The organism is Mycobacterium sp. RTGN4 (assembly GCF_033804635.1).
Lineage (GTDB): Bacteria > Actinomycetota > Actinomycetes > Mycobacteriales > Mycobacteriaceae > Mycobacterium.
On record NZ_JAPZLB010000015.1, the window covers coordinates 12,233 to 26,088 of the forward strand.

Here is a 13,856-nt window from a genome sequence, read left to right on the forward strand (position 1 = left end):
GATGATTGCAGGGCACGACGCGGGCGCACACCGAGGACTTTGGGCCACCGGCCTCATCACTGTCATCGTGGTGTTCGTCGCTGCCTGCTTCCTGTCATTTCGCGGTACCTTCGTGCGTTCAGTGCCTGTCACTGTCACCTCGGACCGAGCCGGACTTGTGATGGAGGCAGGCGGCAAGGTGAAAATGCGCGGCATCGAAGTCGGCAGAGTGTCGACTATTGATGCGCGTCCTGGTGGCGTTGAGTTAAAACTCGCTTTGCAACCTGACGCCGTCAGACTCATGCCGGCCAACATCCAAGCCCAGATCCGCACCACAACACTGTTCGGTTCCAAGTACGTCGATCTCGTGATACCTGAGAAGCCGGAGTCACAGCAATTGCGCGCGGGCTCAGTGATTCGCTCCCGCAATGTGACTACGGAGGTGAACACCGTGTTCGAGAACTTGACGACACTGCTCCGACAGGTCGAACCGGCCAAGCTCAACGCCGTTGTCTCTGCAGCCGCTGATGCAGTCAGAGGCAAAGGAGATCGCATTGGGCAGGCTACGACAGACGCGCTTGACGTCACCAGGGCGCTCAGTGATCGTACTGACGCTTTGCGCAACAGTCTCAATTCTTTGACCGGCGCGACCGACGCTTACGGCGCGGCCGCCGGCGATATCGTTAGCACACTGTCGGCCCTGTCAACGACATCGAACACGATCTCCAGCCAAGCTGACGACCTTCAGGCGGCGCTGTTGAGCGCAATTGGATTGTCCAACAGTGGTATAGAGCTCCTCGGGCCGACGAAGGACAACTTCGTCAACGCCTTCAGTAAGCTCACCACGACCACCGATCTGTTGCATAAGTACAGCCCGACCTACACCTGTCTGCTACAAGGTGCGTATTGGATCCTGTATGACGCCGGGGGCAACTCAACTAACGGGCGCAGCGCCATCACCGATGCCGGACTCGCTGGACTGGCCCAAGACCCATACCGCTATCCGGAGAATCTCCCGATAGTCGGCGCCAAGGGCGGACCCGACGGCAAACCAAGTTGCGGTGCGCTACCGCGCCCGGATCTCAACATGCCCGTGCGATACCTCGTCACAAACACCGGGTTCGGCACGGGAATGGACATCCGCCCAAATCCCGGCATCGCCCATCCGTGGCTGATGAACTTCTTTCCCGCTACAAAAGCCATTCCCGAGCCGCCGAAGATCTACGGTGCTGGTCCACCCGCCATCGGACCGGTTCCCTACCCGGGGGCGCCGCCTTATGGAGCCCCGCTATTCGGCCCGGACGGAACACCGCTGTGGGCACCTCCGCCCGCCGGAGCAGGTCCGCCGCCTGTACCGGGAGTCCCAATACCTCCAGCCCCGTACGGTCCTGGCCCGGAACTCCCTGGCCCGACCGAGTCGGCCGCCCCCGAAACGATCGCCCCCAATGACGGAGCTGGGCAATGAAGTCCAGTACGGCAAACGCGGCGTGGCGGTTTGCCATCGTCGCAGTGATTTGCCTGCTCGTCGGCTTCGGCATGGTCGCTGTCTTCGGGCAGATGCGGTTTGCCCAGGCGCGGACCTACAGCGCCGAATTCACCAGCGTGAGCGGATTGCGTAGCGGCAATTTCGTGCGCATCGCCGGTGTCGAAGTAGGCAAGGTAAAAAGCATTGCCATCAAGGACAATCGGACAGCCGTCGTCGAATTCGATACCGTAGATGAGGCGGTGCTCACCGAAGGTACGAAGGCTGTCGTGCGTTACCAGAACCTCTCGGGTGAACGCTATTTGGCGCTGCAGGAGGGTGCGGGTAGCACCAAGATTCTTCCCTCAGGCGCTACCATTCCATTGGACCGCACAGCCCCGGCACTCGATCTTGACGCCTTGATCGGCGGTTTCAAACCGTTGTTCCGCGCCCTGAATCCCGAGCAGATCAATTCACTTACCGGACAATTGATCCAAGCGCTGCAAGGGGAAGGTCCCACGATCAATGACTTCCTCAGTCAGGCGGCCACATTCACCAACACGCTTGCAGATCGTGACGAACTGATCGGCCAGGTAATCACGAATCTCAACGTCGTCATGGCTTCAGTGGCTGATCAGAGCAAGCAGGTTGACAGCGCGGTCGTATCACTGTCCAATCTGGTTGATTCGCTTTCGGCGCGCCAGGTCGACGTGACCAACTCGCTGGCGCACCTCAACGGTACCGCTGCGACGCTCGCCGATCTTCTAGTCAAGGCGCGTCCCCCGCTGGCCGATGTCGTAGGCCAAACCGACCGCGCGGCCGGACTGGTGGTTGCCGACCACGACTATTTCACCCACATGCTCGACGGTCTACTTCCTAGCTATACGGCCTTGGCGCGCCAAGGCTTGTACGGAGACTTCTTCAGCTTGTACTTGTGCGAAGGCCTGCTCAAGGTGAACGGCAAGGGCGGTCAGCCCGTGTACGTCCGACTCTTCAACCAGACGACGGGGCGGTGCGCACCGAAGTGATGAAGCCAATTTCGCAGTACAACCCCAAGATCGTCGGCGCGGTGGGTTCTCTCGTCGTCGGGCTGGGCGTCGTGGTGGCATTGCAGTACGACCGATTGCCGATTTTCAACTCAGGCCACACGTACCAGGCATATTTTGCCGAGGCCGGCGGATTGAGCGGCGGCTCGCCCGTCCAGGTCGCCGGTTATCGCGTAGGCCAGGTGTCCGACGTCAAGCTGGACGGGCCGCGAGTCCTTGTCAGCTTCAGCGTGGACAAGGGAATACAGCTCGGCGACCGCACCGAAGCGGCCATCAAGACCGAGACCCTGCTCGGCTCCCGCCTGTTGGAAGTGTCACCGCTCGGCGAGGGCCGCCTGTCCGGCCCGATTCCATTGGGCCGCACCACCTCTCCGTACGAACTGCCAGAAGCTCTTGGCTCTCTATCCAAGTCAATCGAGACTCTGGACACTGCGAAGTTTGACGAGGCGCTCACCACCTTGTCGCAGACTTTCAAGGACACTCCGGTCAACTTGCGACTGGCCGTGGCCGGTATCTCCAGATTCTCCGAAAGTGTGAACAAACGCGACATGGAGCTGCGCCATCTACTTTCCGATGCCAAGACGGTGACCGGGGTGTTGCGGGGGCGCAGCGACGAAATCGTGAAGCTAACTATTCAAAGCAATTCGCTGCTTTCACAGTTGCAGACCCAAAGCGCCGCCCTGAGCGATATCTCCTCGAATGTATCTGCGATGGCACAACAGGTCTCCGGGATCATCAACGACAATAAAGACCAACTTCGCCCCGCGCTTGAAAAGCTGAATGGGGTGCTGACCATGATCGACGACCGAAAAGAAGAGCTGAAGAAGTCCATCTACCTGGTGAGCAAGTTTTCGCTGTCTCTCGGCGAGTCGCTTGCCAGTGGGCCGTTCTTCAAGGAATACATCACAAACTTGGTTCCCGGCCAGTTCATGCAGCCATTCATTGATGCGGCTTTCTCTGATCTTGGTCTGGACCCCAGTGTGCTGCTGCCCTCTCAGCTAACCGATCCCCAGGTCGGACAAACCGCGACGCCGGCTCTACCAATTCCATTCCCGCGCACCGGACAGGGCGGTGAACCGAGGACGACGATGCCCGACGCGATCACCGGTAATCCGGGTGATCCGCGATATCCCTACCGCGAAGAGCCTGCGCAGCCTACGCCCGGCGGGCCCCCTCCGGGGCCGCCCGCAGGCTATGACCCGGCGGCGCCGACGTCGACGTCCTTGACCCCCACACTCACCGAGGTGACGACACCTCAACCCGTGCCACCGATCCCGGGGAGTCCCAATGAGTAGATCCGCGCTCCGACGGGCAGTGGCCACAACGCTTGCCGGCTTGCTTGCCGCGAGTGCATTCGTCGCGGCAAGCGTATCCGACCGTATGGATCGGGTGCACGTGACCGCATACTTTTCCAGCGCCAACGGCCTCTACCCGGGTGATCAAGTGCGCATCCTCGGGGTACCGGTAGGTGAAATCACAAGCATCACACCAGAATCAGACGGATCGAAGGTGACTTTCTGGTTCGACCGCCGCTTCAAGGTTCCTGCCAACGCCGAAGCCGCGGTTCTGTCGCCGGCGCTGGTCAGTGCACGCGTCATCCAGTTATCACCGCCCTATACCGGCGGCGACACTATGACGGAGAACGCCGTCATTCCAAACCAACGCACTGCTGTCCCCGTTGAATACGATGAGCTGAGAACGCAACTCGCCAAGCTGAGCGAGAGTCTGCAACCAACCGGACCCGGAGGTCTCTCCGCCGCAGGTTCGATGATCAACACCACGGCAAACAACCTGCGCGGGCAGGGGGCCAATATTCGGGGCGCCCTCACCGAACTATCTCAGGCTTTGTCCGCACTCGGAGACCATAGCGACGACATCTCAGGCACCGTAAAAGACCTGTCGGTCTTGGTATCGGCTCTGAGGTCCAGTTCCGATGTGCTTCAGCAGCTTAACGGCAATCTTGCATCAGTTACAGGCTTGCTCGCGCAGAATCCCAACGCCGTCGGTGCGATGTTGCGCGATCTGGACGTCGCGGTGCGCGACGTTGACGGATTCGTCGCCGACAACCGGGCAGCGCTGGGGACCACCTTCGATCGGCTGTCCTCACTGTCCACGATGCTGCACGAGCGTCTACCCGAGCTGAAACAAACCCTTCACGTCACGCCGAATACGCTGTCCAACTTCGTCAATGCTTATCGCCCTGCTACAGCCTCGGTCGCTGGCACATTCGCGCTTACCAACTTCGCCAACCCGCTGCAGTTCATCTGCAGCGGGATTCAAGCGGCGTCGCGGCTCAATTACGAGCAGTCGGCGAAGCTGTGTGCGCAGTACATGGCGCCCATCATCAAGAACCGCGAATACAACTTTCCACCGCTCGGTACCACCATTGGACTTCTTCAAATCCCTACAGTCGGCGCGATGGCACGACCGAATGAAATTACCTATAGCGAAGACTGGATGCGGCCCGACTACCGGCCGACATCGACTCCCGGGCCTAACACTGAGGCACTCGCTCCGCCAGGCGCAGCGGAGGCTCTGCCAGGTGCAGCGGCTTCCTTGGCGGACGAACCCGTGACCCCCAACCCACAAGACGGCTTGCGCGGCTTGATGACACCGCCCGGAGCGGGCTCATGATCGCGCGACGACCGCTACGAGTTGTCATCGGCGCGCTGATTGTCCTGACGACACTCTCCGGCTGTGGATGGCACGGACTGAACTCCCTTCCACTGCCAGGCACAGCCGGAACGGGGCCCGGCTCGTTCGAGGTCAAGGCGCAGATTCCGGATATCACCAACATAGAACGCAATTCACGAGTTCGGGTCGGCGATGTCACCGTCGGAAACGTCACCGACGTCCAGCTCGAGGGATGGCATGCCCTGGTCACCATGCGCCTTGACGGCGATGTGCGACTGCCGGCCAATTCAACTGTCAAGGTGGGCCAGACCAGCCTGCTGGGATCGATGCACATCGAACTTGCCCCACCGACCGAGGCCGCACCCGAAGGACGCTTAACCGACGGAGCACTGATCCCGCTGTCCTCCTCGGGCAGCTACCCGACTACCGAGCAGACGTTGGCTTCGGTATCGCTCCTTCTCAACGGCGGTGGGCTAGGGCAGATCGGCGACATCACCGACGCGCTAAGTACCGCACTAAGTGTCAACCGTGATCAAGACGTGCGGCAGTTGATTGAACAACTCAAGATTCTTACCACTCACCTCAACGATCAAACGCAAGAGATCATCGGAACTGCCGAAAGTCTGAACAAACTCGCGGGTCAGTTCGCGGCTCAAAAGCCAGTCATCGACGAGGCGTTGCAAGCCATACCCCGAGCCGCCGCCGTCCTCGCCGATCAACGGGAAAAGATTGTCGAGACGCTCGACAAAACGGGACAACTGGCTGCCCTGACCAACGCTGCGATCAGTCCCACCAAAGACGCGTTGGTGCAACAACTCAACGACCTGGCTCCAGTCGTAAAGTCGCTGGCCGATGCCGGTCCTGCCCTCACTCGAGCACTAAGCCTGCTCGCGACTTTGCCCATTCCTCAGGAGAAGCTGCGCAAGCTGATGCGCGGTGACTACCAGAACACGACGCTGATTTTGGATCTGACGCTGAGCCGAATCGACGGCACGCTCCTCACCGGCACCAGGTTCGAAGGCGCGCTGACAGAACTAGAGATGCAGTGGGGCCGCACAATTGGCCAGGTGCCCAGCCCATATACGGCCGGAAACCCGTTAATCGTGCCCTATCACTTCAACCAGGGTCGGTGACATGCATCTACAGCGACGGATCAAGGTTCAGTTCGCAGTTTTCGTGATCATCGCGACCGTCTCCGTGGCCATTCTTGCTTTTGGATACGGCCGGGTCGGTGCGAGCTGGTTCGGGGCGGGACAGTACACAGTCACTGTCGATCTGCCCGAGTCGGCTGGGCTCTACAGCCGCGCCAACGTCACCTACCAAGGCACCACGGTCGGACGGGTGCAAGACGTCAAGCTGGGCGCATCCGGCGTTGAGGCAGTGCTGTCATTGGACACCGACTCTGACATCCCGGCAGACGTCATCGCCGAGGTACACAGCCAGACGGCCATCGGCGAGCAGTTTGTCGCGTTGGTACCCGCACACACCACCAACCGGTCCCTCAGTGAGGGCGACCAGATTCCCACGAACCGAACTACGGTCCCACCTGACATCAACGATCAGCTGAACCTGACTAATACGGCGCTACAGGCGATCCCGAAAGGCGACCTCAAAACTGTCATCGACGAGAGCTACATCGCCCTCGGAGGCCTCGGACCAGAACTTGGCAGAATGGTCGACGGAGCGAACAACCTGGCCATCGATGCCAAAGGGAGCCTCGCCGAGATGACAAACGTCATCGACAATTCCGGGCCGATTCTGGACTCGCAAGCCGACAGCTCGAACGACATCACGAATTGGGCGGCTCACCTCGCCAGGATCACGGAGCAGGTTCGCAGCCAAAACGACGCGACATCAAGCCTCCTCAAGAATGCGAGCCCGACCGCCGAACAGGCACGCGCTCTGCTTGACAGGGTCAAACCAACAATTCCGATCTTGCTGTCCAACCTCGTCAGCTTCGCGGACGTGGGCATTGTCTATAACGCGAACCTCGAACAAATGCTAGTGCTGTTGCCGCAGGCAGTAGCCCAGCTCGGCGCGAGCTATGTCACAAACATGAACACCAAATCGGACTACAAGGGAACGACGCAGCAGGTCGTACTCAATTTGAACACGCCACCGCCGTGCCTGACCGGCTACCTTCCGCCATCCCAACGGCGCTCTCCGGCGCTGGAGGACTACCCCGAGCGTCCGGCCGGTGACTTCTACTGCAGGATCCCCCAAGATTCGCCGATTGCTGTTCGCGGTGCCCGAAACATCCCGTGCGCCAACAAACCTTGGAAGCGGGCACCATTGGTGTGGATGTGTGAAAGCGACGTCGAATACGAACCCCTCAATGACGGAAACAATTGGAAAGGTGACCCGAACGCGACGTCGTCGGGTCAGAGCGTGCCTCAGCTCGCGCCCGGGCAAGGACCCGCTGTCGAGCAGACCCCCCCGTCGCCCGACGGTTTGCCACCTGCCTCAACGCCCGCGGGCGCACTGGCCATTGCTGACTACAACCCGGTGGACGGTACCTATACCGGACCGGACGGCAACGTGTACACCCAAACCGATCTGGCAGCCAACGCCGCGCCGCGGACGCTCGAATCAATGCTGCTGCCCCCCGTCGCCGGCCAGTAAGGAACCCAACTTGTGAACTCTCGACAGTTCGTCAGCGCTGCGGCCGCCAAGCCCCTCATCGGCGTTGGCGAGTTCTTCGCCATGGCCGCAGACACTGTCCTGGCAATGTTGCGACCGCCATTCGCCTGGCGTGAACTACTACAGCAGGCCTGGTTCATATCGAGGGTCTCGATCGTCCCCACGATCATGATGGCCGTGCCGTTCACCGTCATGACGGTGTTCGTCATCAATCTGCTGCTTGTTGAAATCGGCGCCCAAGACGCCGCAGGCAGCGGCGCGGCCTTGGGTGCTGTGACCCAAATCGGTCCGATGGTCACGGTATTGGTCGTCGCGGGCGCGGGGGCAACGGCCATGTGCGCAGACCTCGGCGCCCGGACGATCCGCGAGGAGATCGACGCGATGCGCGTGTTGGGTATCGACCCGATCCAGCGACTCGTTGTCCCACGAGTAGTTGCTGCCACGCTCGTCGCATTGCTGCTTTCACCGATGGTGACGGCGGTCGGATTGCTAGGCGGCTTTACATTTTCGGTGTTCTTGCAGAACGCCACTCCTGGCGCCTTCGTCGCCGGCTTAACCCTCTTGGTGGGACTGCCTGAAATCGTGATCTCGCTGGTGAAATCGGCTCTCTTCGGGTTCACAGCGGGCATGATCGCCTGCTATATGGGGCTGTCGGTGAGCCGTGGCCCAGCGGGAGTCGGCAACGCTGTCAACGAGACGGTGGTGTTCTCGTTCGTCGGACTATTCGTGATCAACGTCGTTGTAACGGCTATCGGCGTCAAGGCAACCGCATGACCGTCTCAGTACCCAGCACCCTATTCATGCAAGCTCGGCGGACTCTCGAGAAAGTCGCCGATGCCCGGACTCGGCTTGGCGACCAAGCGTTCTTCTACGCCAAGACACTGGCATCCGTCGGCGACGTCGTTCGAAACTATCGTGTCGAGCTGATCCGCATCATCGCACAAATGAGCCTGGGCACCGGCGCATTGGCGCTCATCGGCGGAACGATCGCGATCGTCGGGTTTCTTACGCTTTCAGCAGGTGCTCTCATCGCGGTTCAGGGATATCACTCGCTCTCCAATATCGGCATCGAGGCGCTGACTGGTTTTGTGTCCGCCTACCTCAATGTCCGGCTGATCGCCCCGCTGATCGCGGGCGTTGGACTTGCCGCCACCATCGGCGCGGGGGCCACTGCGCAGTTGGGGGCGATGCGGATCAACGAGGAGATTGACGCGCTTGAAGTGATCGGCATCCGAAGCATCGCCTACCTCGCGTCGAGCCGGCTTATTGCGGGCGTGATAGTGGTGGTGCCCCTGTACAGCGTCGCGGTTCTGATGTCGTTCTTCGCGGCAAGATTCGGTACCACGGCAGTATATGGGCAGTCCCGCGGAGTCTACGACCACTACTTCGACACATTCCTGAACCCAATGGACCTGGTGTGGTCGTGTGTCACCGCGGTGGTGATGGCCGTCGTCATCATGTTGGTTCACACCTACTATGGGTTCACCGCAGCGGGGGGGCCAGCGGGTGTCGGGGAGGCAGTGGGGCGGGCGGTGCGTGCGTCGCTGGTCACGTCCGCCTTCGTCGTCCTCGGATTGACCCTCGCGATCTACGGCCATTCACCCGACATCAACCTGTCGGGTTAGCAACGGGTCTCACCAACTCCAAGACCTAGCATCGGCGGTCTGTTGTACCCTTCGGAAGTCCAAGATCGCGCGCGCACTTTGCCCGACGTCGTGACCGACGATGAAGTGACGAATATCTACGGGCCCGCAATGCGACTGTGTGAGGACGCGCACTCGGGTACGCCCAATTTTGGTTATAGGCGTGTCAAACCCGCTGTCCTTTAACAGGATCGGATCCGGGCGATCGGGGCCGTCTAAAGCGACTCGATCGAGTAGTGTCGCTAATCAGTCTGCTCCGTGCGACGCGGCGACATTGAAGCCAACGTTATTGGGTCCTTTGACGAAGCGAAGATCGTAAGTCGGCACCCTCGTGCGGCGGCCGACTGAGACCGGCCAATGAGGGTAGCTATCGCCTGCGTGGGCGGACGAGTGACGTGCTTGCTTGCGCGTTAGCAAGTAGCTTGGTAACTTGACGGGGTGCGGGCGAGCCAAGCGCATCCTTGGCCACGGCCGACATGTTCTGGAAGGTCGGCTGATCCAGCCTGTGCCTGCGCCTGGGCCGCGAAGCATCCCGAGTCATGTTCAAAGACAGCCAAACCGAGAGGGAAACATGACGTTGGCACTGAGAGGTCGCAGCGGCAAGGGGCTAATCGATGTCCACGCGCACTACAGCGTTCCTGTGCCAGCGGAGATGAATGACACGTTCGACCGAATGGCCAGGGAGCAGTTCTTCCTGCACCGCCCTGCGCTGAGCGAGTGGACCGCTCGGGAGGCCATCGATTTCATGGGTGGCTACGGTATTCAGTTTCAGCTGCTGTCCTTCCCGGGTGAGTTGGGATTGCCTATCGCGCAGCGGGTCAATGACTTTGGTGCTGAGGTTGTCTCCGGCAATGGTGACCGTTTCGGATTGCTTGCGAATGTTCCCGCCGGAGACCCGGTTGCGGCGGTTGTTGAGATTAGACGCGCGGCCGAGGAACTGCATGCAGACGGTTTCGTCATGGTCACCAATTACGCCGGTAGGTACTTGGGTGATCCGATATTTGAGCCTGTGCTGCGTGAACTCGATGAGCGCTCCGCGACGGTCTTCCTACACCCGGTGGCTCCGAACTGCTTCGCGGACCTTGCGTGCGGGCGTCCGGGACCGGTCCTCGAGTTCCCGACGGACACTGCCCGCTCTGTGGTCGACGCTGTGTATGCGCGAGTGTTTCAACGTTTCCCGAACGTCAAGTTCATTCTCGCACACGGTGGGGGCGCACTTGCGACGCTCGCTGATCGGATTGCCACTACGGGACTGAGTTCGTGGGTTCCGAACCCGCACAACGTCACTGCTGAAGACGTCTACAGTCAAATAGCGAGTCTGTATTACGACACGGCGCTTGCGGGCTCGCCGTTCTCACTCTTACCACTGCTGCACGCGACCACCGCGGATCACATTGTCTTCGGCACGGACTATCCGCCGGCAGGGGACGCGGGAATCGCTCACCACGTTGAGCAGTTGTCGACTACGACGTTGTTGACCAACGAGCAGATCGCGGACTTCCACGACACCGCACTGACACTGTTTCCGGCGGTGCTTCGGCGGCTGACGTCCTGCTGAACCAGCAAGCCTTGGGCTGCTCAACGTGCACCACTGTGCGACACCACAGATGGATAGCGGATGTCCTGCCCACACGCGCTAGGCGACCACCGCGTCGCTCACGGATAACAGATACATGCTTGCACGCCAGTAGTCCGACTCTATGCTTGCGATGCAAGGTTCCCCACATCACCGGGCTCACCGGCAGCGGCCATCATCACGGTGTGGCGTGGCTGTCCGCTCGTTTCACCCGGTCGTGACAGCGGCACGTCGTCTCACTCGCCTCGCTGAGTACCGCGATTCGGTCAGCGGAGCTCGCCCGACGGCTGACTCACGCTATACTTGGCCTACTTGCGCGCAAGCAGTGATTTCTACCGACAATAGGAGGGGACTTGTCGGTCTCGCCGGTTTATGACGACGATCCGCAACAGGGCGATCTGGGTATCGGCCGACGCGAGCAGATCCTGAATGCCGCCCAGAAGCTTTTTGCACTTCGGGGCTATCGAGAAACCAACCTCAACGACGTCGCGCTGGGATTGGGTTTTCGCCGGCAGGCCGTGTATCACTACTTCCGATCGAAAGACGAAATCCTCTACGAATTGATGTTGCGCGCCGGTCACGCCGTTGACCGGTCCTCGCAGTCGGCGTTATCCGAGCAACTTCCACCGGAAGAGGCGTTGCACCGCATCGTGCGCAACCATGTTCTGGAACTGCTGAACAACATCGAGGTCTTCCGTATCCAGTTCAGCGAACTGCCGAAATTGAGCGGTGAACGGGCGGATCAGCTTCGGGCCGAGCAGGCGGCCTATGTCAAACGGATCGCCGACGTGATCGTGGCGGGCCAGCGCTGCGGGGTCTTTCGGGAGGTGCCGCCGATGGCTCACGCACTACTCATCGTCGGGATGTGCAACTGGACGACGGAATGGTTCAGTGATGGCCGATCGCAGGTGGGGGGCCAAGAGGTCGCCGAGTACGCCGCAAGGCTAGCGGTCTCGGGCATCAGTATGTCGCCCGGCGGTCCCACGCCGAAACATAACGCTGCTTGCTAGCAAGCAAGGTCATGACTTAGTGTCTTGTTACTGCGGCGGCCCCGCTGCTGTCCGATAGATCAAGCGGAGATGAAGTTCTCGATGCAACGTCACGTTGACACCCAAGCGTTTGCTGCCCAGGAGGCCGCACTTCCGATCGACCGTCGGGGTCGGCGATGAATCCGCTCACCGGTCCGGGTCCGACCGGTGACATCGATGTCGACGCAGTCGATGTGTGCATCGTCGGTGGCGGACCGGTGGGCCTGGCGATGGCCGTTGACTTGGGTACCCGAGGTGTTCGGGTTCTGCTGGTCGACGAAGGAGATGGCAGTGTCAACTACCCGACTGCGGAGTCGATCGACACCCGCTCCATGGAGTGGCTTCGCCAGCTCGGTATCAGTGATGCATTGCAGCGCAGCGGTTTTCCCGACGACTATCCCCGCGATATCGCGTTCGTGACACGCCTGGCGGGCGACGAGCTGGTGCGCTTTGACCGCCCCACCAACGGGCAACGACATTTGCCCACCGGGGGCGTCAGTCCGGAAGGGCCCGCGTGGTGGCCCAAGTTCTGGTTCGACACGGCGCTGCGCGATCGAGCAGCGGAGCTCCCGACGGTGTGCGTGCGCTACCAGTGGCGCTGCGAGAGCGTGGACGTCAACAGTGATGACGAGGTAGGCGTCCGTTTGGCGCAGGTCGGAGGATCGTCGCGCCGGGTCGCGGCCAAGTACGTCGTAGCGTGCGACGGCGCTCGGTCGGGGGTCCGGCGTCAATTGGGCATACCGTCGGAGGGTTCACAAGCCGAAGCGGTATGGGTCGGCGCATTCGTCGAGATTCCCGAGTTGCTCGACCGAATCGACCTTGCGCCGGCGGCGCAGTACTACATGCTGAGGCCACGGCGTGCCATCTTCGGCTCACTGAACGGCAAGGACCTCTGGCGAGTCACCTACCCGTTGCGCGACGGGGAGCATCATGACGACGACGAGGTCATCGCCACCATCCACGCATCCATCGGTCAAGACGACGTGTCGGTCGTGCTCCGCGACGCTCGCGAGTGGGCCGGCCACACCGTGGTGAGCAGATCGTACCGCCACGGTCGAGTGTTTCTGGCCGGGGACGCCGCCCATCAAATGTGGCCGTCGGGCGGGCACGGAATGAACACCGGCATCGGCGACGTACACAATTTGTCCTGGAAGCTGGCCGCAGAGATACGAGGGGAGGCGGGACCTGCCCTGCTGGACAGTTACGAAGTCGAACGACGTCCGGTGGCCCTGCGCAACACCCGTCGCGCGCAGCACAACTATCTAGCCGACATCGCCCTTCCGACGGGGGCCGACCTCGAGCTCCAGGATTCGGCTGGCCGCGCAGCCCGCGCTGACGCTGAAGCCTTGGTAACAACCACCCGCAAACCGGAGTGGAGCTCCCTCGGCGTGCAACTGGGGTACCGCTACGAGCGTTCCCCCGTGATCGTCCCAGACGGAACTGTCGAGCCGGTCGACGAGCCCACCGTCTATGTCCCGTATTGCCGTCCGGGACATCGGGCTCCCCACGTCATGCTGCCGGACGGACGATCGACGCTGGATCTTTTCGGTGCCGGATTCGTGCTGTTGAGTACCAGCGGGTCGGAGGTACCCGGCGTGTGGGCCGCTACTTTTGAAAGCGTCGGAGCACGGTTGAATGTGGTCGATGTTTCCACTCCTGAAGCACGCGTGCACTATTCGGCCGATCTGGTGCTGGTGCGGCCCGATGGGTTTGTGGCGTGGATGGGGCCTGCGAATGCGGACGACGTTCACGCCGTGGCGGCCCGCGTCCTTGGCTGGGGCGTCCCAAACCGATGACTCTCACGGACACCCCGTATCGGTGGAGGTGTGTTCAATCAACCAGGGGTGG

Annotated in this window: 11 protein-coding genes; all 11 read left to right on the forward strand. The window is 61.1% G+C overall.

What is annotated here, in order from left to right; genetic code table 11:
• Position 1 precedes the first annotated feature (1 nt).
• On the forward strand, positions 2–1,444 hold the full coding sequence (locus SLQ30_RS26090; protein WP_413468190.1) for an MCE family protein: 1,443 nt from the start codon (positions 2–4) through the stop codon (positions 1,442–1,444).
• Positions 1,441–2,469: an MCE family protein gene (locus tag SLQ30_RS26095; protein ID WP_319449822.1), complete on the forward strand. Its 1,029-nt coding sequence runs from the start codon at positions 1,441–1,443 to the stop codon at positions 2,467–2,469. Before SLQ30_RS26090 ends, SLQ30_RS26095 begins: the two co-directional genes overlap by 4 nt.
• Positions 2,469–3,782, forward strand: coding sequence for an MCE family protein (locus tag SLQ30_RS26100; RefSeq protein WP_319449840.1), 1,314 nt, complete (start codon positions 2,469–2,471; stop codon positions 3,780–3,782). The genes SLQ30_RS26095 and SLQ30_RS26100 overlap by 1 nt, the downstream gene beginning before the upstream one ends.
• On the forward strand, positions 3,775–5,121 hold the full coding sequence (locus tag SLQ30_RS26105; RefSeq protein ID WP_319449821.1) for an MCE family protein: 1,347 nt from the start codon (positions 3,775–3,777) through the stop codon (positions 5,119–5,121). The genes SLQ30_RS26100 and SLQ30_RS26105 overlap by 8 nt, the downstream gene beginning before the upstream one ends.
• Entirely contained in the window at positions 5,118–6,254 is a 1,137-nt protein-coding gene (locus SLQ30_RS26110) for an MCE family protein (RefSeq protein ID WP_319449820.1), read from the forward strand. The genes SLQ30_RS26105 and SLQ30_RS26110 overlap by 4 nt, the downstream gene beginning before the upstream one ends.
• 1 nt (position 6,255) lies before the next feature.
• The gene (locus tag SLQ30_RS26115; protein ID WP_413468186.1) at positions 6,256–7,743 is read left to right on the forward strand and encodes an MCE family protein; all 1,488 of its coding nucleotides are present in this window, start codon (positions 6,256–6,258) and stop codon (positions 7,741–7,743) included.
• 81 nt (positions 7,744–7,824) lie between these two features.
• Positions 7,825–8,535 carry an ABC transporter permease gene (locus SLQ30_RS26120; protein WP_319449839.1) on the forward strand — a complete coding sequence of 237 codons (711 nt, stop codon included), beginning with the start codon at positions 7,825–7,827 and terminating at the stop codon, positions 8,533–8,535.
• Entirely contained in the window at positions 8,532–9,386 is an 855-nt protein-coding gene (locus SLQ30_RS26125) for an ABC transporter permease (protein ID WP_319449818.1), read from the forward strand. Before SLQ30_RS26120 ends, SLQ30_RS26125 begins: the two co-directional genes overlap by 4 nt.
• A 589-nt stretch (positions 9,387–9,975) precedes the next feature.
• Entirely contained in the window at positions 9,976–10,962 is a 987-nt protein-coding gene (locus tag SLQ30_RS26130; protein ID WP_319449817.1) for an amidohydrolase family protein, read from the forward strand.
• A gap of 371 nt (positions 10,963–11,333) precedes the next feature.
• Positions 11,334–11,990, forward strand: a complete 657-nt coding sequence (locus SLQ30_RS26135) for a TetR/AcrR family transcriptional regulator (protein WP_319449816.1) — start codon at positions 11,334–11,336, stop codon at positions 11,988–11,990.
• A gap of 155 nt (positions 11,991–12,145) precedes the next feature.
• Complete coding sequence (locus SLQ30_RS26140; protein ID WP_319449815.1) at positions 12,146–13,804, forward strand: FAD-dependent monooxygenase; 1,659 nt, start codon at positions 12,146–12,148, stop codon at positions 13,802–13,804.
• The last annotated feature ends 52 nt before the right edge of the window (positions 13,805–13,856 follow it).

Excerpts from the sequence above, each read along its gene's own strand:
- SLQ30_RS26090 (WP_413468190.1), top strand. The coding sequence starts at position 2 with ATGATTGCAGGGCACGACGCGGGCGCACACCGAGGACTTTGGGCCACC.
- SLQ30_RS26095 (WP_319449822.1), top strand. The coding sequence starts at position 1,441 with ATGAAGTCCAGTACGGCAAACGCGGCGTGGCGGTTTGCCATCGTCGCA.
- SLQ30_RS26100 (WP_319449840.1), top strand. The coding sequence starts at position 2,469 with ATGAAGCCAATTTCGCAGTACAACCCCAAGATCGTCGGCGCGGTGGGT.
- SLQ30_RS26105 (WP_319449821.1), top strand. The coding sequence starts at position 3,775 with ATGAGTAGATCCGCGCTCCGACGGGCAGTGGCCACAACGCTTGCCGGC.
- SLQ30_RS26110 (WP_319449820.1), top strand. The coding sequence starts at position 5,118 with ATGATCGCGCGACGACCGCTACGAGTTGTCATCGGCGCGCTGATTGTC.
- SLQ30_RS26115 (WP_413468186.1), top strand. The coding sequence starts at position 6,256 with ATGCATCTACAGCGACGGATCAAGGTTCAGTTCGCAGTTTTCGTGATC.
- SLQ30_RS26120 (WP_319449839.1), top strand. The coding sequence starts at position 7,825 with ATGGCCGCAGACACTGTCCTGGCAATGTTGCGACCGCCATTCGCCTGG.
- SLQ30_RS26125 (WP_319449818.1), top strand. The coding sequence starts at position 8,532 with ATGACCGTCTCAGTACCCAGCACCCTATTCATGCAAGCTCGGCGGACT.
- SLQ30_RS26130 (WP_319449817.1), top strand. The coding sequence starts at position 9,976 with ATGACGTTGGCACTGAGAGGTCGCAGCGGCAAGGGGCTAATCGATGTC.
- SLQ30_RS26140 (WP_319449815.1), top strand. The coding sequence starts at position 12,146 with ATGAATCCGCTCACCGGTCCGGGTCCGACCGGTGACATCGATGTCGAC.